Source organism: Roseateles sp., assembly GCF_047654785.1.
Lineage (GTDB): Bacteria > Pseudomonadota > Gammaproteobacteria > Burkholderiales > Burkholderiaceae_C > Pelomonas.
In genome coordinates, this window is the sequence record NZ_JASGKQ010000003.1 from 317,610 (window position 1) to 337,184 (window position 19,575).

18 protein-coding genes are annotated in these 19,575 nt (G+C 70.8%); 13 read left to right on the top strand and 5 right to left on the bottom strand.

Annotation, left to right across the window (positions count from 1 at the left end):
- Positions 1-16: 16 nt before the first annotated feature.
- The 3 genes from QM788_RS10585 to hutU are packed head-to-tail and all read right to left on the bottom strand — an operon-like array spanning position 17 to position 4,471.
- Entirely contained in the window at positions 17-1,117 is a 1,101-nt protein-coding gene (locus tag QM788_RS10585; protein WP_415661449.1) for an ABC transporter substrate-binding protein, read from the bottom strand.
- Between the two features lie 31 nt (positions 1,118-1,148).
- Positions 1,149-2,729: a histidine ammonia-lyase gene (gene hutH / locus QM788_RS10590; RefSeq protein ID WP_415661450.1), complete on the bottom strand. Its 1,581-nt coding sequence runs from the start codon at positions 2,727-2,729 to the stop codon at positions 1,149-1,151.
- Positions 2,726-4,471, bottom strand: a complete 1,746-nt coding sequence (gene hutU, locus QM788_RS10595; RefSeq protein ID WP_415661451.1) for a urocanate hydratase — start codon at positions 4,469-4,471, stop codon at positions 2,726-2,728. The genes hutH and hutU overlap by 4 nt, the downstream gene beginning before the upstream one ends.
- 67 nt (positions 4,472-4,538) lie before the next feature.
- Here hutU and hutC point away from each other — a divergent pair, with 67 nt between their 5' ends.
- The 5 genes from hutC to hutF all read left to right on the top strand — a co-directional run bounded on the left by hutC (position 4,539) and on the right by hutF (position 9,228).
- Complete coding sequence (gene hutC / locus QM788_RS10600) at positions 4,539-5,270, top strand: histidine utilization repressor (protein ID WP_415661452.1); 732 nt, start codon at positions 4,539-4,541, stop codon at positions 5,268-5,270.
- A 64-nt stretch (positions 5,271-5,334) separates the two neighbouring features.
- Positions 5,335-5,883 (top strand): HutD family protein, encoded by a 549-nt coding sequence (locus QM788_RS10605; RefSeq protein ID WP_415661453.1) that lies wholly within the window; start codon positions 5,335-5,337, stop codon positions 5,881-5,883.
- The gene (hutI, locus tag QM788_RS10610; RefSeq protein WP_415661454.1) at positions 5,880-7,067 is read left to right on the top strand and encodes an imidazolonepropionase; all 1,188 of its coding nucleotides are present in this window, start codon (positions 5,880-5,882) and stop codon (positions 7,065-7,067) included. Before QM788_RS10605 ends, hutI begins: the two co-directional genes overlap by 4 nt.
- Positions 7,064-7,858 carry an N-formylglutamate deformylase gene (hutG, locus tag QM788_RS10615; RefSeq protein ID WP_415661455.1) on the top strand — a complete coding sequence of 265 codons (795 nt, stop codon included), beginning with the start codon at positions 7,064-7,066 and terminating at the stop codon, positions 7,856-7,858. Before hutI ends, hutG begins: the two co-directional genes overlap by 4 nt.
- Entirely contained in the window at positions 7,855-9,228 is a 1,374-nt protein-coding gene (gene hutF, locus QM788_RS10620; RefSeq protein WP_415661456.1) for a formimidoylglutamate deiminase, read from the top strand. Before hutG ends, hutF begins: the two co-directional genes overlap by 4 nt.
- On the opposite strand, the gene QM788_RS10625 is transcribed toward hutF, so the two are convergent.
- The gene (locus tag QM788_RS10625; protein ID WP_415661457.1) at positions 9,215-10,234 is read right to left on the bottom strand and encodes an asparaginase; all 1,020 of its coding nucleotides are present in this window, start codon (positions 10,232-10,234) and stop codon (positions 9,215-9,217) included. The two genes, hutF and QM788_RS10625, sit on opposite strands and share 14 nt — an antisense overlap.
- Positions 10,231-12,261: a M13 family metallopeptidase gene (locus QM788_RS10630; protein WP_415661458.1), complete on the bottom strand. Its 2,031-nt coding sequence runs from the start codon at positions 12,259-12,261 to the stop codon at positions 10,231-10,233. Before QM788_RS10630 ends, QM788_RS10625 begins: the two co-directional genes overlap by 4 nt.
- An 89-nt stretch (positions 12,262-12,350) precedes the next feature.
- Between QM788_RS10630 and QM788_RS10635 the strand changes: the two genes are divergently transcribed.
- From QM788_RS10635 to epsI, 8 genes are all read left to right on the top strand, one after another.
- Positions 12,351-12,743 (top strand): gamma-butyrobetaine hydroxylase-like domain-containing protein, encoded by a 393-nt coding sequence (locus tag QM788_RS10635; protein WP_415661459.1) that lies wholly within the window; start codon positions 12,351-12,353, stop codon positions 12,741-12,743.
- A gap of 74 nt (positions 12,744-12,817) precedes the next feature.
- On the top strand, positions 12,818-13,549 hold the full coding sequence (gene ubiE, locus QM788_RS10640; protein WP_415661460.1) for a bifunctional demethylmenaquinone methyltransferase/2-methoxy-6-polyprenyl-1,4-benzoquinol methylase UbiE: 732 nt from the start codon (positions 12,818-12,820) through the stop codon (positions 13,547-13,549).
- Positions 13,550-13,756: 207 nt separating this feature from the next.
- Positions 13,757-14,725, top strand: a complete 969-nt coding sequence (locus QM788_RS10645; RefSeq protein ID WP_415661461.1) for an EpsD family peptidyl-prolyl cis-trans isomerase — start codon at positions 13,757-13,759, stop codon at positions 14,723-14,725.
- A gap of 5 nt (positions 14,726-14,730) precedes the next feature.
- The gene (gene epsE / locus QM788_RS10650; protein ID WP_415661462.1) at positions 14,731-15,567 is read left to right on the top strand and encodes a polysaccharide export protein EpsE; all 837 of its coding nucleotides are present in this window, start codon (positions 14,731-14,733) and stop codon (positions 15,565-15,567) included.
- Positions 15,568-15,611: 44 nt separating this feature from the next.
- Positions 15,612-17,057 (top strand): chain length determinant protein EpsF, encoded by a 1,446-nt coding sequence (epsF, locus tag QM788_RS10655; RefSeq protein WP_415661463.1) that lies wholly within the window; start codon positions 15,612-15,614, stop codon positions 17,055-17,057.
- A 47-nt stretch (positions 17,058-17,104) separates the two neighbouring features.
- Entirely contained in the window at positions 17,105-17,968 is an 864-nt protein-coding gene (locus QM788_RS10660; RefSeq protein ID WP_415661464.1) for a polysaccharide biosynthesis tyrosine autokinase, read from the top strand.
- A gap of 7 nt (positions 17,969-17,975) precedes the next feature.
- Complete coding sequence (gene xrtB, locus QM788_RS10665) at positions 17,976-18,893, top strand: exosortase B (protein ID WP_415661465.1); 918 nt, start codon at positions 17,976-17,978, stop codon at positions 18,891-18,893.
- Positions 18,890-19,573, top strand: coding sequence for an exosortase-associated protein EpsI, B-type (gene epsI / locus QM788_RS10670; protein WP_415661466.1), 684 nt, complete (start codon positions 18,890-18,892; stop codon positions 19,571-19,573). The genes xrtB and epsI overlap by 4 nt, the downstream gene beginning before the upstream one ends.
- Positions 19,574-19,575: the final 2 nt, after the last annotated feature.

Below are 19,575 nucleotides of genomic sequence, written 5' to 3' on the forward strand. Positions count from 1 at the left end.
AAGGTGGGAAGGACGTTCAGTTGAGCAGCGCCTCGATGTCGAAGCGGTACTGCTTCAGCCCGGGGTTGAGCGCCTTGCTGTAGGGCCGGAAGTCCAGCTGCGGCATGCCGTGGCCGAAGCGGGCCAGGAAGCGCCGCGCCTCGGGCTTGCCGAACAGCATGAACATGGGCCGGGCCAGCTCCAGCCCCTCGTCGGCGAAGTCGTGGCCATGGGCGTGGTCGTAGACCATCACCAGGCTCCAGGCGCCGGCCAGGAAATGCCCGCCGGCCAGCACGTGGAGCCGGCCGTCGAGCAGCGCCCGCAGCGCCCCGGGCGTCGCGTTGATGGTGGCGATGCGCCAGTCGCGGGCCGGCTGCTGGCGGGAGGCGGCGATGGCGTCCATCGCGCCGAAGGCCATCAGGTCGCTGCCGGCCCACAGCAGGCGTGCCCGCGGGTGGCGGGCCAGCAGGCCGGCCATGGTGTCGCGGCCCAGGTCGCGCTGCCAGTCGGCGAAGGCCTGCTGGACCAGCTCGACCTCGGGCGCCTCGGCCACGGCCCGGCGCATGCCTTCATGGCGCTGGATGGAGGTGGGCGTCGAGCGGTCGCCGCTGATGGCCAGCATCTGCAGCTTGCCGCCGTGCCCCGGCCCGTGCTCGGCCAGCGCCCGCTGGATCAACGCGCGGGCGGTCAGGTAGCCGGCGTCCTCAGCGCGCGGTTCCAGGCTGCCCAGCAGCAGCGGCAGGCCCCTGCGCGGCGCCCAGCGCAGGCGCTCCTGCGGCAGCAGGCCGTTGAAGGCCGCGAAGGTCTTGATGCCGGCCGCGCCCAGCACGCGGGCGTTCCTGACCAGCGTGCCCTTTTCGTTGACCAGGATCACATAGTCCGGGCGCTGGCCGGCCGGGCGGGCGGCGATGTCGCGGGCCAACTGCATCGCCCGGGCCGGGTCGCGCCTGGCGTAGAGGACCTCCAGCTCCATCCCCAGGCTGCGGGCCGCCGCCTGCATCGTCTCGCTGGCGCCGGCCCAGTAGGGCTCGTCCGCGCGGCCGGGGTTGATGAAGCCCACGCGCTGGGCCAGCGCGGGCGCGGCCAGTGCGGCGGCCAGGAGGCAGGACAGCGTGAGGCGGCGGACGAGGGCGGGCATGCGCCCATTGTCCGCCGCCCGGCCGGGGCGCTCAGCCGCCGAAGCGCGGCGCGTGGGGCGGCGTCAGCGCGCCGGCCTGCACCAGCGCGGCGGCGCGCTCGATGTCGGGCGCGAGGTAGTGGTCGGCCGGGCTGCTGGCGCAGTCCGCGCGCAGCCGCGCGTGCAGCGCCTCGACGGCGGCGGAGCTTTGCAGCGGGCGCAGGAAGTCGATGCCCTGCGCGGCGGCCAGCAACTCGATGGCGACGATGTGCGCGGTGTTGTCCAGCATCGCGTGCAGCCGGCGCGCGGCGAAGGTGGCCATGCTGACGTGGTCTTCCTGGTTCGCGCTGGTCGGCAGGCTGTCCACGCTGGCCGGGTGAGCCAGGCTCTTGTTCTCGCTGGCCAGCGCCGCCGCCGTCACGTGGGCGATCATGAAGCCGCTGTGCAGGCCGGCATCGGCGGTCAGGAAGGGCGGCAGGCGCGAGATGCCTGGGTCGATCAGCATCGCGATGCGGCGCTCGGCGATGGCGCCGACCTCGGCGATCACGAGCGCGAGGTTGTCGGCCGCGAAGGCCACCGGTTCGGCGTGGAAGTTGCCGCCTGAAACAATGCCCCCACGCCCCTGCGGGGCTGCCCCCCGAGGGGGCTCGCCGCCTGCTTGGGGCGGCCCGGCGCTGGCGTCGGCCATGCAGTCGTCGAACACCAGCGGGTTGTCCGTCACCGCGTTGGCCTCGCGTACCAGCACCTCGGCCGCGTGCCGCGCCTGGTCCAGGCAGGCGCCCATGACCTGCGGCTGGCAGCGCAGGCAGTAGGGGTCCTGCACGCGCTCGTCGCCGTCGCGGTGGCTGGCGCGGATGGCGCTGCCGGCCAGCAGCTCGCGGTAGACGGCCGCCACCTCGATCTGGCCCGGCTGGCCGCGCACCGCGTGGATGCGGGCGTCGAAGGGGCCGTCGCTGCCGCGCGCGGCGTCCAGCGTCATCGCGCCCGAGGCCAGCGCGGTCGCGAACAGGCCCTCGAAGCGCAGCAGCGCATGCAGCGCCAGCGCCGTGCTGGCCTGCGTGCCGTTGATGAGCGCCAGGCCCTCCTTGGCGGCCAGCGTCAGCGGCGGCAGGTTCAGGCGCGCCAGTTCCTCGCGGGCGGGCACGCGCTGGCCCTTCACCAGCGCTTCACCTTCGCCCATCAACGCCAGCGTCAGGTGGGCCAGCGGCGCGAGGTCGCCGCTCGCGCCGACCGACCCTTGCGCCGGCACATAGGGCACGAAGCCGGCGTTGAACGCGTCCAGCAGCGACCGCACGACGACGCGCCGCACGCCCGAGAAGCCGCGCGCCAGGCTGGCGGCCTTGGTCGCCAGCATCAGCCGCACGACGGCCGGCGACATCGGTGCGCCGACGCCGACCGCATGGCTGCGGATCAGGTTCAGCTGCAACTGGGCGAGCTGGTCCTTGGCGATGCGCGTGCTCGCGAGCTTGCCGAAGCCGGTGTTGACGCCGTAGACCGGCGCGTCGCCCGCCGCCGCTGCGGCGACGAGGGCCGCGCTGGCATCGACGGCGGCCCAGTCGTCCAGTTCCAGCGTCGTGCCGGCGGCGATGGCGGCGAGCTGGGCGAGGGTCAGGTGTCCGGGGATCAATTTCATAGCGAGGGCAGGTTCAGTTCGTTCTTCTTGGCACAGGCGATGGCCGTCTCGTAGCCCGCATCCGCATGGCGCATGACGCCGGTGCCGGGGTCGTTCCACAGCACGCGCCCGATGCGCTGGGCGGCGGCCTCGGTGCCGTCGCAGACGATGACGACGCCGCTGTGCTGCGAATAGCCCATGCCGACGCCGCCGCCGTGGTGCAGGCTGACCCAGGTGGCGCCGCCCGCCGTGTTCAGCAGCGCGTTCAGCAGCGGCCAGTCGGACACGGCGTCCGAGCCGTCCTTCATGCCCTCGGTCTCGCGGTTGGGGCTGGCGACGGAGCCGCTGTCCAGGTGGTCGCGGCCGATGACGATGGGGGCTTTCAGCTCGCCGTTCTTCACCATCTCGTTGAAGGCCAGCCCGGCGACGTGGCGCTCGCCCAGGCCCAGCCAGCAAATGCGCGCCGGCAGGCCCTGGAAGGCGATGCGCTCGGCCGCCATGTCCAGCCAGCGGTGTAGCGCCGCATGCCGTGGGAACAGCTCCTTCAGCTTCGCATCGGTCTTGTGGATGTCCTCGGGGTCGCCCGACAGCGCCACCCAGCGGAACGGGCCCTTGCCCTCGCAGAACAGCGGTCGGACGTAGGCCGGCACGAAGCCGGGGAAGTCGAAGGCGTTTTGCACGCCCTGGTCCTTGGCGACCTGGCGGATGTTGTTGCCGTAGTCCACCGTCGGGATGCCCTGCGCCTTGAAGGCCAGCATCGCCCGCACGTGCACCGCGCAGCCGGCGGCGGCGGCGGCGCGCAGCGAGGCGTGGCGGGCCGGGTCGGCGGCGGCGGCCCTCCACTGCTCGACGCTCCAGCCCGGCGGGCAGTAGCCGTTGATGAGGTCGTGGGCCGAGGTCTGGTCGGTCACGAGGTCGGGCCTGGCGCCGCGCTTGACCAGTTCGGGCAGCACCTCGGCCGCATTGCCCAGCAGCGCGATGGAGCGCGCCTCGCCGGCCGCCGTGTACCTGGCGATGCGGGCCAGCGCGTCGTCGAGGTCGGCGGCCTGTTCGTCCACGTAGCGGGTCTTGAGCCGGAAGTCGATGCGGCTCTGCTGGCACTCGATGTTCAGCGAGCAGAAGCCCGCGAAGGTGGCCGCCAGAGGCTGCGCGCCGCCCATGCCGCCGAGGCCGGCCGTCAGCACCCAGCGCCCGATTCCTGGCGCCCCTTGACTGCCGGGTACGGCAGTCGATCCCCCAAGGGGATCGCCCCCGGCTTGGGACGGCCCGGCGCTCGGGGGCGCGACACCGCCGTAGTGCTGCCGCGCGGCCTCGGCGAAGGTCTCGTAGGTGCCCTGCACGATGCCCTGGCTGCCGATGTAGATCCAGCTGCCGGCCGTCATCTGCCCGTACATCATCAGGCCCTGGCGGTCCAGTTCGTGGAAGTGCTCCCAGGTGGCCCAGGCCGGCACGAGGTTGGAGTTGGCCAGCAGTACCCGCGGCGCGTCGGCGTGCGTGCGGAACACGCCGACCGGCTTGCCGGACTGCACGAGCAGCGTCTCGTCGTCGCCCAGTTCGCGCAAGCTGTTCAGGATCGCGTCGAAGGCCTCCCAGTTGCGCGCCGCCTTGCCGATGCCGCCGTAGACGACCAGCGCATCCGGGTTCTCTGCCACGGCGGGGTCGAGGTTGTTCTGGATCATCCGGTAGGCGGCCTCGGTCAGCCAGCTTTTGCAGTGCAGCTGGGGGCCGGTCGGCGCTTTGACGGGGCGGGGCAGGGCGGTCATGGCTTCTCCTGATGCGTCGGGCGGACTCTAGTTGTCTATACAAGCAAGGTCAACTAGGATCGCCGCCATGGCCAGAACTCCAAGGAACGCCCCGGCAGGCCCCGAGCCGCAATACCTCCGGGTCAAGAACCACCTGCGCGAGGGCATCGCCGGCGGCCACTGGGTGGCCGGCGACCTGCTGCCCAGCGAGGGCGCGCTGGTGGCGCAGTTCGAGGTCAGCCGCATGACGGTGAACCGCGCGCTGCGCGAGCTGGTGCAGGAGGGGCTGATCGAGCGCGTGCAGGGCGTGGGCAGCTTCGTCGCGCAGCTGCACCGCATCTCGTCGACGCTGAACGTGCGCGACGTGCAGGAGGAGATCGCCGAGCGCGGCGGCCGGCACGAGGCGCGCGTGCACGCGCTGCTGCGCGGCAAGGCCACGCCGCAGCAGGCGGCCGAGCTGGGGCTCAAGCGCGGTGCGCCGGTGTTCCTGAGCCTCATCGTGCACCTGGAGAACGGCCAGCCCATCCAGTGCGAGGAGCGCGCCGTCAACCCGGCCTGCGCGCCCGACTACCTGGCGCAGGACTTCACCCGCATCACGCCGACGCATTACCTGCTCGACGTGGCGCCGCTGTCCGAGGCGCGCTACATGATCGAGGCGGCGCTGCCCGGCGAGGTCGAGGCGCGGCTGCTGGGCATCGGCCGGCGCGACCCCTGCCTGGTGGTCAAGCGCATCACCTACAGCCGCGGCGTGGCCGTCACCAGCGTCAAGCTGACCCACCCCGGCGCGCGTTACCAATTGCAAGGGAGCTTCTCGGCATGAGCGGGGCCGGGATCGGCTGCGCAGAATGCGCCATTCCCCGCGTCACCGGGGCAAGGACGGGACCATGAGCTGGAGCAAGGTCAGCGCGGCGGACGTGCAGCCGCAACCCTGGAAGAACGGGGGCGGCACGACGCGCGAGCTGCTCGCCTGGCCGCATGCGCACGACTGGGCGCTGCGCGTCAGCGTCGCGCGCGTCGAACGTGACGGGCCGTTCTCGGCCTTTCCCGGCGTGCACCGCTGGCTGGCCGTCATCGGCGGCGCCGGGCTGAGCCTGTTCGACTGGCCGCAGGGCCGGGGCGACGAGCCGCTGCGCTTCGACGGCGGCCTGGCGCCGCAGGCCACGCTGACCCGCGGCGCCACCGACGTGTTCAACGCGATGGAGCGCCGCGGCAACCTGGAGCTGGCGCCCGCCGGCCAGGTGCTGCTGCCGCGCACGCCCTGGGTGGGGCTGTTCACCGTCGAGGGCGGCCTGCTGGAGCATGGCCACCGGGCGATGCCGCTGGCGCCGCTGACGCTGGCCTGGTGCGAGGCGCCGGCCGCGCAGAGCTGCGTGTTCACGGGGCCGGACGCCGGCGGCGGCCACGCCTGGTGGCTGAGCTGGAGCGACGAATGACGCTGTGGCGGGGCGGCAGGCTGGCCACGCTGGCCGGCGACGGCGGCTGGGGGCTGATCGACGACGGCGCGCTGCTGGTCGAGGGCGGCCGGCTGCGCTGGGTGGGCCCGAGCGCCGACGCGCCGCCGGCCGACGAGGTGGTCGAGCTGCGCGGCGCGCTGGTCACGCCGGGCCTGGTGGACTGCCACACCCACCTCGTCTACGGCGGCAGCCGCGCGGACGAGTTCGAGCAGCGCCTGCACGGCGCGAGCTATGCCGACATCGCCCGGGCCGGCGGCGGCATCAGGTCCACCGTCGCCGCGACGCGCGCCGCCAGCGAGGCGCAGCTGCTGGCCGCCGCCACCAAGCGCGCGCGGGCGCTGATGGCGGAAGGCGTGACGACGCTGGAGGTCAAGTCCGGCTACGGGCTGGACGCCGCCACCGAGGCCCGCATGCTGCGCGTCGCGCGCGGGCTGCAAACGCTGGGCGTGGACGTGTGCACCACCTACCTCGCCGCGCATGCGCTGCCGCCCGAGTTCAACGACGCCGACGCCTATATCGACGCCGTCGCCGCCTGGCTGCCCGGGCTGCACGCGCAAGGCCTGGTGGACGCGGTGGACGCCTTCTGCGAGCACCTCGCCTTCAGCCCCGCGCAGGTGGCGCGCCTGTTCGACGCGGCGCAGCGCCTGGGCCTGCCCGTCAAGCTGCACGCCGAGCAGCTGAGCGACCAGGGCGGCGCCCAGCTCGCGGCCCGCCACCGGGCGCTGAGCTGCGATCACCTCGAATACCTCAGCCCCGCCGGCGTGCAGGCGCTGGCCGCGGCCGGCACCGTGGCCGTGCTGCTGCCCGGCGCCTTCTACGCGCTGCGCGAGACGCGGCTGCCGCCGGTGCAGGCGCTGCGCGAGGCCGGCGTGCCCATCGCGCTGGCCACCGACCACAACCCCGGCAGCTCGCCGACGCTGTCGCCGCTGCTGATGCTCAACATGGCCTGCGTGCTGTTCCGGCTGACGCCGGAGGAGGCGCTGCGCGGCCTGACCGTCAACGGCGCCCGCGCGCTGGGCCGGGCCGACCGCGGCCGGCTGGCGGCCGGCCAGCGGGCCGATTTCTGCGTGTGGGACCTGGCACATCCACGCGAACTGGCGGCGAGCTTCGGGCACAACCCGCTGATCACGCGGGTGTTTCAGGGCAACCCGGGAGGCATATGAACGAGGTCTTTCACCTGCGACAGGGGCGCGTGCCGCTGCTCATCAGCCTGCCGCACGTCGGCACCGAGGTCCCGCCGGCGCTGGCCGCCCGGCTCGTGCCCCGCGCGCTGGCCAGCGAGGACACCGACTGGCACCTGGAGCGGCTGTACGCGCCGCTGGCCGAGCGGCTGGGCGCCAGCCTCATCGTGCCGCGCTACAGCCGCTACGTCATCGACCTGAACCGCCCGCCCGACGACCAGCCGCTCTACCCCGGCGCCCGCGGCGGCACCGGCCTGGTGCCCACGCGCTTCTTCACCGACGAGCCGCTGTACCGCGACGGCGCCGAGCCCGACGCGGCCGACGTCGCCGCGCGCCGCGAGGCCTGCTGGCGGCCCTACCACGACGCGCTGGCCGCCGAGCTGGCCCGCCTGCACGCCGCGCACGGCCGCGCGCTGCTGTTCGACGGCCACAGCATCCGCTCCGAGCTGCCCTGGCTGTTCGACGGCCAGCTGCCGGCGCTCAACCTCGGCACCGCCGACGGCGCCGCCTGCACGCCGGCCCTGGCCGCGCGCCTGGGCGCGGTGCTGGCCGGGCAGCAGCGGTACAGCCAGGTCGTCGACGGCCGCTTCAAGGGCGGCTACATCACCCGCCACTACGGCCGGCCGCAGCAGGGCGTGCAGGCGGTGCAGCTGGAGATGTGCCAGCGCTGCTACATGGACGAGGCCGCCGACCCGCGCCAGGCCTACGACGAGGCCGCGGCCGCCGCGGTGGCGCCGCTGGTCGAGCGGCTGCTGGCGGAGATGCTGGCATGAGGCGGCTGCACGCGCCGCTGGCCTGGGTCGGCGGCCGCTGGCAGCGCGACGTGCTGCTCACCGTCGATGCCACCGGCCACTGGGCCGGGGTCAGCCCCGGCCAGCCCGCGCCGGCCGACGCCGAGGCGCTGGCCGGGCCGGTCCTCCCCGGCCTCGTCGATGCGCACAGCCATGCCTTCCAGCGCGCCTTCGTCGGCCTGGCCGAGACGCGCGCCGCCGGGCAGGACGACTTCTGGAGCTGGCGCGACCGCATGTACGCGCTGGCGCTGCGCATCTCGCCGCAGCAGCTGCGCGCCGTGGCCGGCCAGCTCTACGCCGAGCTGCTGCGCGGCGGCTACACGCAGGTGTGCGAGTTCCACTACCTGCACCACCCGGCGCGGGGCGAGCGCTTCGGCGACGAGCTGGACATGGCCTGGGCGCTCGCCGGGGCCGCCCAGGACGTGGGCCTGGGCCTGACGCTGCTGCCGGTGGTCTACACGCGCAGCGGCTTCGGCGCCGCCGGGCTGCGCCCCGACCAGCACCGCTTCGCGGCGGATGCCGACTGGGCCTGGCGCGCCTGCCAGCGCATCCGCGCCGCCGGCCTGCCGCGCGTGACCGCCGGCGTGGCGCTGCACTCGCTGCGCGGCGCGTCGCCGGACGACATCGCGCGGCTGCACCGCCTCGTGGGCGACACCGACCTGCCCGTCCACATCCATGTGGCCGAGCAGACGGCCGAGGTGGCCGACTGCCTGGCCGCCACCGGCCAGCGGCCGCTGCAGTGGCTGGCCGCGTCCGGCCGGCTGGACCCGCGCTGGCAGCTGGTGCATGCCACGCATGCGCAGCACGACGAGATCGAGGCCGTGGCGCGCAGCGGCGCCGGCCTGGTGCTGTGCCCCGGCACCGAGGCCAACCTGGGCGACGGTCTGGCCGACCTGCCCGGCTGGCTGCGGCACGGCGTGCCGCTGGCCGTGGGCTCCGACAGCCAGGTCACGCGCGGCTGGGTGGAGGAGCTGCGCTGGCTGGAGTACGGCCAGCGGCTGGCGCTGCGGCAGCGCAATGTCGCCGCGGCGCCGGGCGTGCAGCCGTCCAGCGCGGCGCGGCTGTTCGACGCGGCGGTGCGCGGCGGCGCCCGCGCGGCCGGCTTTGCGGCCTGGGGCCTGGTGCCCGGCGCGCGCGCCGACGCGCTGGTGCTCGACCGCCAGGCTGACGGCCTGCGCGGCCTGCCGGACGAGGCGCTGCTGGACGCCGTGGTGTTCGGCAGCCACGGCGCGCCGTGGCAGTCCGTCTGGGTGGCCGGCCGGGCGCTGCCCCGGCGCGCGCCGCAGCGCGTGGGCGAGGCCTTCGAGCAGGCGATGCGCGAGCTCTGGACGCCCGGGCTCAGCCCAGGGTGAACGCCGGGCGCAGCGCGCCCACCTCGGTGCCGCGCCAGTTGCGCAGCACGGCGTGGCTGGCGGCCCGCAGCACCTCGTGCCCGCTGCGCAGCAGCGCCTGTGCCACCGTGGCCATCGCCGCCTCGGCGGCGCGGGCGGCGCCGTCGTCGATCTTCAGCGCCACGCCCAGGCCCAGCTCGGGCAGCGCCGCGCAGTACATGCCTTCCGCGCCGATCTTGCAGAACAGCCGCTCGCCGAAGGCGGTGGCCACGCGGGTGTCGAAGCGGTCGCTGCCGGCCACCATGAACGGCGCGGCGGCCACGGCCCGGCGCAGCCGGCGGGCGGCGCGGGCGTGGGCGTCCGGCAGGCCCTGGCCGGTGCCGGCGCGCGCGAAGGCCAGCGCCAGCGCGCGCAGCGGCAGCGCGAAGGTCGGGATGGAGCAGCCGTCGGTGCCGCGCGGCGCGCGCTCCACGTCCACGCCGGTGGCCAGCGACAGCGCGGCCGACACCTCGCGCATGACCGGGTGCGCCGCCGCCACGTAGCCGCGCGCGAACGCGGCCGGCTCGGCGCCCGCAGCGCGCGCCATCAGGCAGGCCACGCAGACGAAGCCGGCGTGCTTGCCCGAGCAGTTGTTGTGCAGCGGCGTGACGGCCTCGCCGCGCGCGGCCATCGCGCGCAGCACCGGCTCGCGGCCGGGCCACTGGGTGCCGCACTCCAGCGCGTCGGCCGTCAGGCCGAGCCGGGCCAGCAGGCCGGCGGCGGTGGCCACGTGGGCGGGCTCGCCGCTGTGCGACGCGCAGGCCAGCGCCAGCTCGGCGTCGTCCAGGCCGAAGGCGTCGGCCGCGCCGCCGGCCACCAGCGGCAGCGCCTGCAGCAGCTTGACGGCGGAGCGCGGGAACACCGGGCGGTCGATGTCGCCCAGCGCGGTGTGCACGGCGCCGGCCGCATCGACGATGGCCAGCGCCCCGGTGTGGCGCGACTCGACGGTGCCGCCGCGCAGCACCTCCACCAGCACGGGGCTCGTCACCACACCGTCAGCGGGTCCGCCGCCACCATCGCGCTGCCCGGCTTGCAGCTGAAGGCCTGCGCGAAATAGGGCGAGTTGCTCATCGGCGTGAGCACGCGGTAGCGGGCCGGCGAGTGCGAGTCGGTGCGCAGCTGGTTGATGAGGAACTCGGTGCGCACCTTGGTGCGCCAGACCAGGGCGTTGCTGAGGAAGAAGCGCTGCGCCGGGGTGTAGCCGTCCAGCTTCTTGCCGGCGCCGCCGCTGCGCTCGAGCGCCTGCTGCAGGCCTTCGTAGGCGATGGCCAGGCCCGAGACGTCCGAGATGTTCTCGCCCAGCGTCAGGCGGCCGTTGATGGTGTGGCCGGGCAGCGGCGAGATGGCGCCGTAGCGCTCGGCCACCTTGTCGGCGCGCGCCTGGTAGCCGGCGGCGTCGGCGGGCGTCCACCAGTCGGCCAGCGAGCCGCCGGCGTCGAAGTTGCGGCCGCTGTCGTCGAAGTGGTGCGTGATCTCGTGGCCGATGACCATGCCGATGCCGCCGTAGTTGACCGCGTCGTCGGCCCGGGCGTCGAAGAACGGCGGCTGCAGGATGCCGGCGGGGAAGATGATCTGGTTGAGCCCGCCCGCGAACGCGTTGACGATGTGCGGGCTGGTGCGCCAGCGGCCGCGCTCGACGGGCGCGTCCAGGTCGCGGGCCAGCCGGTCGCTGTGCCACAGCGCGGCGCGCAGCCAGTTGCCGGCGTAGTCGGTGGCGCTGATCTGCAGGCCCTCGTACTGCGGCCATTGGTCGGGCGCGCCGATCATGGGCTGCATGCGGGCCAGCTTGTCCAGCGCGCGCGCCTTGGTGGCGGGCGTCATCCAGTCCAGCCGCTCGATGCGCGCCTTCATGGCGCCGCGGATGTCCTCGACGAGCCGCAGCGAGCGCCGCTGCGCCTCCGGCGAGAAGGCGCGGGCGACGAACAGCTCGCCCAGCGCCAGCGCCACCGGCTCGTTGCCGTAGTTGCCGCCGATCTGGCGGATCACCTCCTCGTTGCGCGGCGGCGGCGCCTGCAGGCCGGTCAGGGCCTTGCCGCGGTATTCGAAGGACGCCGTCGAGAACGCCTTGGGCAGGCGCGGCGCGGCGGCGTCGAGCACGCGCAGCGCGAGGTACTGGCGCCAGGTGGGCAGCGGCGCGTCGGCGGCGAGCTGGGCCACGTGCGCGAGGAACTCCGGCTGGCCGGCGATGAGGCGCTGCGGCGCCTTGGCGCCGGCCGTCAGCACGGCGAGGTAGGCGGGCCAGTCCAGCCCCGGCGCGGCGGCGGCCAGCTCGGCCGGGGTCATCGGGTTGTAGTTGGCGTTGGGGTCGCGCAGCTTGGCGCGCGGGCGCGTGGCGCCGGCCAGCCGCGTCTCGAACTGGTGCAGCGCGTCCAGCTCGCCGCCCGTGGCCGGGCGGCCGGCGGCGGCCAGCAGCGCGCCGGCGTAGCGGCGGTAGGCGGCCAGGACGGTGCGGGTGCGCTCGTCGCTGCGGAAGTAGTCGTCCCGGTCCGGCAGGCCCAGGCCCGACTGCGACAGGCCCAGCACGTTGCGTCGCGTGTCCTTGCGGTCCGGCTGCACGGCCCAGCCCAGCGGCGCGGCCACGCCGCTGCGGTTCAGCAGCGCCAGCAGCGCGGGCAGGTCCTCACGGCGCTGCAGCGCGTCGATGCGGTTCAGCAGCGGCGCGATGGCGGTCAGGCCGCGCGCCTCGATGGCGGCCTCGTCCATGCCGCTGGCGTAGTAGGCGGCGATCAGCTTGAGGCCGGGCGTGGTCTGCAGCGCGGGCTGGTCGGCCAGCGCCTTGAGGGCCTGGTTCAGCAGCGCGTCGTTGGCCTGGCGCAGCTGCTCGAAGCTGCCGATGCGCGCGCGGCTGGCGGGCAGCTCGGTGGCGGCTTCCCAGTTGGCGTTGACGAAGGCGTAGAAGTCGTCGCAGGGCGAGACGGTCTTGGACAGGCCGGCGAGGTCCAGCGCCGGGGCGGCGGTGGCCAGGCCGAACAGGGCGGCCGCGGCGGCCAGGCGGTGACGGAGGAGGCGGGGCATGGGTCTGCAGGGCTGAAAAGCCCCGATTAGAGCGCCCGCCGCGCCCGCCGGCCGGAAAGCGGGGCGTGCGGCCCGCCTACACTGGCGCCATGCCCGCCCCGACCGACCTCACCGTCCACCAGCAATCCCGCGTGCTGGAAATCGGCTTCGACGACGGCGCGCGCTTCCGCATCCCGTTCGAGCTGATGCGCGTCTACAGCCCCTCCGCCGAGGTGATGGGCCACGGCCCGGGCCAGGAGGTGCTGCAAACCGGCAAGCGCGACGTGCTGGTCACCGCGCTGGAGCCGGTGGGCCACTACGCGGTGCGCCCCGAGTTCTCCGATGGCCACGCCAGCGGCCTGTTCGCCTGGGACTATCTCTACAAGCTCGGCAGCCAGCAGGACGCGCTCTGGCGCGACTACGAGGCCCGCCTGGCCGCCGCCGGCAAGGGGCGCGACGACCCGATGCCGGTGAAGTCGGGCGGGTCCTGCCATTCGCATTGAGCCATGACCACCATCATTCCAGCCCGCCCGCGGGCCGAGCGCCGGGCCGCCGCCACGCCGGCCGAGGGGCGCCCATGAGTCAAACCCATTTCGGCTTCCAGCAGGTCGACGAACAGGAGAAGGCCGGCAAGGTGCGCGGCGTGTTCGATTCCGTCGCGTCCAAGTACGACTTGATGAACGACCTGATGTCCGCCGGCCTGCACCGGGCCTGGAAGGCCTACACGGTGCAGGTGGCCAACCTGAAGCCGGGCGAGCGCGTGCTGGACATCGCCGGCGGCACCGGCGACCTGGCGCGCGCCTTCGCCCGCAAGGTGGGCGAGACGGGCGTCGTCGTGCACACCGACATCAACGAGGCCATGCTGCGCCAGGGCCGCGACCGGCTGCTGGACGAGGGCCTGATCCTGCCCACCAGCCTGGCCGACGCCGAGAAGCTGCCGTTCCAGAGCGAGCGCTTCGACCTCGTCAGCGTCGCCTTCGGGCTGCGCAACATGACGCACAAGGACCAGGCGCTGGCCGAGATGTGCCGGGTGCTCAAGCCCGGCGGCCGGCTGCTGGTGCTGGAGTTCTCCAAGATCGCCGAGCCGCTGAGAAAGCCCTACGACTGGTACTCCTTCAACATCCTGCCCCGGCTGGGCTCGCTGTTCGCGGGCGACGCCGACAGCTACCGCTACCTCGCCGAGTCCATCCGCATGCACCCGGACCAGGCGACGCTGAAGGCCATGATGAAGGCGGCCGGCTTCGGCCACGTGGACGTGCACAACCTGAGCGCCGGCCTGGTGGCGCTGCACGCCGGCATCAAATGCTGACGCCGTGAGCCGGCCCTGAGCCGCGCGCCGGCCGCACCCCCCAAGAACGCGGGGGTGCGGGAACTTGTCCCTTGAAACGGCTCTAACCGCTGGTCAATCCGACCCCCCGGGAGGGCCGGGCGGCCGCAGATGCGTCATGCCCGGCCGCTACACTCCCGGGTTCCCTGGGCTGGACGCCCTTCTACGCACGACAAGGACCTCGAAAAGATGGCAAAGCGACTGATCAACCCCCGCGCTTCGCTGCTGGCCGCCGTCGCGGCCGCCGCGCTGCTCGCGGCCTGCGGTGGTGACAAGGGCGAGAAGGCTTCCCAGACGGCCGCCAAGGTCAACAAGGAAGAGATCACCGTCCACCAGATCAACTTCGTGCTGCAGCGCCAGCCCGGCCTCAAGCCCGAGCAGGCCGAGGCCGCCGGCCGCCAGGTGCTGGAGCGCCTGATCGACCAGGAACTGGCCGTGCAGAAGGCCGAGGAGCAGAAGCTCGACCGCGACCCGCGCGTGGTGCAGCAGATCGAGGCCGCCAAGCGCGAGATCATCGCCCGGGCCTATGTCGAGCGCGTCGGCGAGAGCGTGGCCAAGCCGAGCAACGAGGAAATCGCCAAGTACTACGCCGACAAGCCGGCACTGTTCAAGGACCGCCGCATCTACAGCCTGCAGGAGCTGCAGATCGAGGCCCGGCCCGAGCAGGCCGGCGCCATCCGCGCCAAGCTCGCCGAGGCCAAGAACCTGGCCGAGTTCGTCGAGTTCCTGAAGGCGGGCGACTACCGCTTCAACGGCAACCAGGCCGTGCGCGCCGCCGAGCAGCTGCCGCTGGCCAACCTGGACGCCATCGCCAAGATGAAGGACGGCGACTCAGTCGTCAGCGCCAGCCCCGCCGGGCTGACCGTGCTCACCCTCGTCGGCTCGCGCAGCCAGCCCGTGGACGAAGCCCGCGCCCGCCCGGCCATCGAGGCCTTCCTGATGAATCAGCGCAAGGCCGAAGTGGTGCAGAAGGACCTGAAGGCGCTGCGCGAAAGCTCCAAGATCGAATACGTCGGCAAGTTCGCCGAGCCGGCCCCGGCCGCCGCCAGCGCGCCGGCCCTGGAGTCGGTGCCTGCCGCCGAACCGGCCGCGCCCGCCGCCCCGGCGGCCAGTGGCCTGGATCCTGCTTCCATCTCCAAGGGCATGGGCCTGAAATGATGAAGATGCGTCTGAATTCCCTCCTCCTCGCCGCCTCGCTGGGCCTGGCTTCCCTCGCCGCCCACGCGCAGGCACCCGCCGCTGCGGCAGCGGCCCCGGCCGTGTCGCCGGAATACCGGCTGGGCGCCGGCGACGTGATTCGCATCGTCGTCTACCAGAACCCCGACCTGACGCTGGAGACCCGCGTCTCCGAGACCGGCGTCATCAGCTTCCCGCTGCTGGGCAACATCCGCATCGGCGGGCTGGGCGTCAGCGCCGCCGAGAAGCTGATCGCCGACGGCCTGAAGAACGGCAACTTCGTGAAGGCGCCGCAGGTCACGCTCGCGCTGCTGCAGGTCAAGGGCAACCAGGCCAGCGTGCTCGGCCAGGTCAACCGCCCGGGGCGCTACCCCATCGAGACCGCGGACATGCGGCTGACCGACCTGCTGGCCTACGCGGGCGGCGTCGCCAGCAGCGGCGGCGACCAGCTGGTGCTGACCGGCATGCGCAACGGCAAGCCGATGCGCATGGAAATCGACCTGCCCAGCGTGTTCGGCCCCAACGGCGACCAGGGCCGCATCAACGACGTGCTGATCCAGAACGGCGACGTGCTGTGGGTGGACCGCGCACCGCTGGTCTACATCTACGGCGAAGTGCAGCGCCCCGGCCCGATGCGGCTGGAGCGCGGCATGACGCTGATGCAGGTGCTGGCGTCCGGCGGCGGCCTGAACCAGCGCGGCACCGAGCGCGGCATCCGGTTGCACCGCAAGGGCGGCGACGGCAAGGTGCAGGTCCTGCAGCCGGCGATGGACGATGGCGTCAAGGATGGCGACGTGGTGTACGTCAAGGAAAGCTTGTTCTGAACGAGCTGCACTTGGCTGCGGCCAATGGAATGAAGGGTTTTTGAATGACTTTTGCACAGTTTTTGTCGATATTGCGTGCGCGAAAGTGGGCCGCGTTGTTCGTGTTTGCTCTCGTGGTGGTGATAACCGTGGTGGTCAGCCTGTTGCTGCCCAAGCAGTACACCGGCGCGTCCAGCGTGGTGGTGGATATCAAGCCCGATCCGGTGTCGGTGACGGCGTTCCAAGGGTTGACCACGCCAGGGTTTATGGCCACTCAGGTCGATATCTTGCAAAGCGAGCGGGTCGCGCTGCGGGTCATTCGTGATTTGAAGCTGACAGAGAGTCCGGGCATCCGTGAGCAATGGCAGGCTGAGACCAATGGCGAAGGCACGTTGGAGCAGTATTTGGTGCAGTTTCTGCAGAGGCAGCTGGATGTGAAGCCGAGCCAGCAGAGCAACGTCATCAACATCGAATACAAGAGCCCGTCTCCGCAGTTTGCTGCTGGCTTGGCGAATGCATTTGCGCAGGCCTATATCTCCACGACGTTGGAGTTGCGTTCCGATCCCGCCAAGCAGTTCAACAGCTTCTTCCAGGCGCAGACCAAAGAGGCTCGTGATGCATTGGAGCAAGCTCAGCAACGCCTGTCTGCCTTTCAGCAGGCCAATGGCATCATTGCTACCGACGAGCGGCTGGACATCGAGAGTGCACGTCTGGCGGAATTGAACAGCCAATTCACCCAGTCGCAGGCGGTTTCTGCCGAAAGCAGCAGCCGGCAAGCCCAGGCGCAAAGCAGTCAGGGTGATCGTTTGCAAGAGGTTCTGAACAATCCGCTGATCAGCGGGTTGAAGGCAGACCTGAGCCGCAATGAGGCGAAGCTTCAGGAGCTTTCTCAACGGCTGGGGGACAAGCATCCCCAGGTGCTTGAAGTTCGTGCGAACAACGCTGAACTGCGCAGCAAGATCGATGCGGAAACTCGTCGCGTCACGAGTGGTGTGACCGTGAGCAACACGATCAACAAGGCGCGTGAGGGCCAGGTGCGTGCAGCGCTGGATGCCCAGCGTGCCAAGGTGCTGCAGATGAAGGCGGTACGTGATGACGGGCTGGTGCTGCAGCGAGATGTCGATAACGCGCAGCGCGTATTTGACAACCTGGTGCTGCGGATGAACCAGTCTGCTCTTGAGGCTCAGAACACCCAGAGCTATGCAAGCGTGCTGACCGTGGCCCAGGCACCGACAAAGCACAGCAGCCCCAAGATTGTTCTGAACACGCTACTCGCCATCTTCCTGGGTGGGTTGCTGGCGGTGGGTGTCGCGCTGTTGATGGAGATGGCGGATCGCCGGGTCCGTGACCCTGAAGATGCGGTTCTTGCACTGGGTCTGCCGGTGCTTGGTTCGTTGCCAGCCCCGAACGCCAAGCGTTTCAACCCAGCGCGGCCCGTTGGGCTGGGCTTTATTCCTCAGCAGCGAGCCGTGAGCCTTCCGGCCCCCGGCGCTCAATCTGGTGGTATCTGACCTGTGTCGTCTGATCACCGAACCCAGCCGTACAGAAAGTCTGCCCTGTGACCGTCGACACTCAAGATTCCAATGTCGCTGACCGCTCGATCGGCAGCATCCTGGCTGATCTGCGCAATTTGTCCGCCGATCAGGTCGAAAGGATCGTGCGCCACCAGCGCGACAAGAGCGTGCGCTTTGGCGAGGCCGCCGTGGCGCTGGGCTTTGCCAGCAACGATGACGTGCTGGTTGCGCTGAGCCAGCAGTTCCATTACCCCTATGCCCCCGAAGAGCGCCGCGAGGCCAGCCCGGAGTTGGTGGCGCTGAACCAACCGTTCGGCGTACAGGCTGAGAGTTTCCGGGCCATCCGCAGTCAGCTCATGATGCGGCTTTTCAACGAGGGCCAGGAGCGTCGCGCCATCGCGGTGGTCAGCCCCGAATCCGGCGATGGCAAGAGCTTTTTCGCCGCGAACCTGGCAGTCGTGCTGGCTCAGCTCGGTGGACGTACCCTTCTGGTGGATGCCGATATGCGCCATCCGCGCCAGCACGACGTGTTCGGTTTGGACAACAAGGCAGGGTTGTCGGGAATCCTGAGCGGCCGGGCCGAGGCCAATGTCATCCAGCAAGTGGCTGGCGTACCCAGCCTGTTCGTATTGCCGGTGGGTATCACGCCCCCAAATCCACTTGAACTCGTAGAGCGACCGGCATTCGGGCTATTGGTCCGCGAGTTGCTCTCCAAGTTCGATCATGTGGTGGTCGATACGCCAGCAGCGTGTTACGGCAGTGACAGTGCGGTCATCGCTGCACGCTGTGGTGCGGCCCTGGTGTTGGCACGCAAAGACCGAGCAAGTGTTGCGACGCTGCAAGATTTGGTAGCCAATCTCGCCGAAACACCTGCAACGCTGGCTGGCGTGGTTTTCAACGAGTTCTGACCTGTACATGGCTGCCACGACAGATCCGCGCGATGTGGCGCCTCCCACGTCGCGCCAGCGCAAACCCCTCCTGCCCGCCGGGACCGATCTGGTGGTTCTGGGCTTGCTGCTGGCCGGTTTTGCCCTGCTCTATGTGCCGTCTTGGGTGGGACTGGCCAGCACCATCTGGGCCACTGACGAACAGGGCCATGGCCCGATCATCCTTGCGGTGAGCGGCTGGTTGCTGTATGTCCGCCGGCATGAATTAGCCGCTTTGCCTGTGCGGCCTATGGGTTGGCTGGGTTGGCCGATCTTGCTGTTCAGTTTGGCGCTATATGTGATTGGGCGCTCCCAGGACATCATCACATTTGCCATCGGCTCACAGATCGGCATGCTGATGTCCTTTTTGCTGATATTCAAGGGACGAGCGGCGCTGCGGTTGCTTTGGTTTCCGCTGTTTTTCATGTTGTTCATGGTGCCACTGCCCGAGGCCTTGGTGGCGGCGGTTACTGCTCCATTGAAGTCGGCCGTGTCAGCAAGTGCCAGCGCGATCCTGTACATCTGTGGCTATCCGGTGGGACGCTCAGGCGTCGTCATGACTGTGGGGCAGTATCAGTTGCTGGTGGCTGATGCCTGTGCCGGCTTGAATAGTATGTTCACGCTGGAAGCCTTGGGCATGTTGTACATGAACCTCATGGCTTACACCAATCCGGTTCGTAATGTTGCGCTGGCCCTTCTTTTGGTGCCTACGGCCTTCTTGGCCAATATCGTGCGCGTGATGATTCTTGTGTTGGTCACCTATTATCTTGGCGATGAAGCGGGGCAGGGATTCGTGCATGGTTTCGCCGGCATGGTGCTCTTCATTGTTGCACTGGGGTTGATGTTGGTGCTGGATAGAATATTGGGCTTGTTTTTGCCGGCGCATCGCAAGGAGCCCAAGGGATGAGCGTCGCTCGATGGAAATCTGTACTGGTGGTGGTGTTGGCGATGTCGGCGGCTCTGTTTGCATACGCCTGGCGTCCGACTCAGCATCTGGCAGACATGCGCCCGAAGTTGGATCTGGCGCAATTGTTTCCGCGTACCTTTGCCGATTGGTCAGAGGACACCAGGGGGCCGGCGCAATTGGTTTCTCCTGACCAGCAGGCGGTGCTGAACAAGATATATAATCAGACCTTGAGCCGGACATACGTGAATTCGAATGGTGATCGCGTGATGTTGTCGGTGGCTTATGGTGGGGACCAGTCGGACGGTACGCGAGCCCATAGGCCGGACGTCTGCTATCCGGCGCAGGGCTTTCAGGTGCACAGTGACCGCCTATCGACGGCTTCTGTAGGTACGCATCAAGTGCGCACCAGGTTGCTGGTGGCCCAACTGGGTAATCGAATCGAGCCCATCACCTATTGGATGGTGGTCGGTGAGCGTGTCGCGCTGAGCGGCACGGAGCAAAAACTGGCGCAGTTGGCGTATAGCACGCGCGGCATCATTCCGGATGGCATGCTGGTGCGGGTTTCGACCATCGATGCAGACGCCGAACATGCCTATGGCGTTCAACGGCAATTCATCGAAGCCCTGGCGACGAACGTTACCGGTGCCAATCGCGCCCGGGCCTTCGGCAATCCTCCGTGAGC

Coding starts and splice junctions, on each gene's coding strand:
- epsE (WP_415661462.1), top strand. CDS start 14,731: ATGCGTCTGAATTCCCTCCTCCTCGCCGCCTCGCTGGGCCTGGCTTCC.
- hutG (WP_415661455.1), top strand. CDS start 7,064: ATGAACGAGGTCTTTCACCTGCGACAGGGGCGCGTGCCGCTGCTCATC.
- hutC (WP_415661452.1), top strand. CDS start 4,539: ATGGCCAGAACTCCAAGGAACGCCCCGGCAGGCCCCGAGCCGCAATAC.
- ubiE (WP_415661460.1), top strand. CDS start 12,818: ATGAGTCAAACCCATTTCGGCTTCCAGCAGGTCGACGAACAGGAGAAG.
- epsI (WP_415661466.1), top strand. CDS start 18,890: ATGAGCGTCGCTCGATGGAAATCTGTACTGGTGGTGGTGTTGGCGATG.
- QM788_RS10630 (WP_415661458.1), bottom strand. CDS start 12,261: ATGCCCCGCCTCCTCCGTCACCGCCTGGCCGCCGCGGCCGCCCTGTTC.
- QM788_RS10605 (WP_415661453.1), top strand. CDS start 5,335: ATGAGCTGGAGCAAGGTCAGCGCGGCGGACGTGCAGCCGCAACCCTGG.
- hutF (WP_415661456.1), top strand. CDS start 7,855: ATGAGGCGGCTGCACGCGCCGCTGGCCTGGGTCGGCGGCCGCTGGCAG.
- epsF (WP_415661463.1), top strand. CDS start 15,612: ATGACTTTTGCACAGTTTTTGTCGATATTGCGTGCGCGAAAGTGGGCC.
- hutI (WP_415661454.1), top strand. CDS start 5,880: ATGACGCTGTGGCGGGGCGGCAGGCTGGCCACGCTGGCCGGCGACGGC.
- hutU (WP_415661451.1), bottom strand. CDS start 4,471: ATGACCGCCCTGCCCCGCCCCGTCAAAGCGCCGACCGGCCCCCAGCTG.
- xrtB (WP_415661465.1), top strand. CDS start 17,976: ATGGCTGCCACGACAGATCCGCGCGATGTGGCGCCTCCCACGTCGCGC.
- QM788_RS10585 (WP_415661449.1), bottom strand. CDS start 1,117: ATGCCCGCCCTCGTCCGCCGCCTCACGCTGTCCTGCCTCCTGGCCGCC.
- QM788_RS10645 (WP_415661461.1), top strand. CDS start 13,757: ATGGCAAAGCGACTGATCAACCCCCGCGCTTCGCTGCTGGCCGCCGTC.
- hutH (WP_415661450.1), bottom strand. CDS start 2,729: ATGAAATTGATCCCCGGACACCTGACCCTCGCCCAGCTCGCCGCCATC.
- QM788_RS10635 (WP_415661459.1), top strand. CDS start 12,351: ATGCCCGCCCCGACCGACCTCACCGTCCACCAGCAATCCCGCGTGCTG.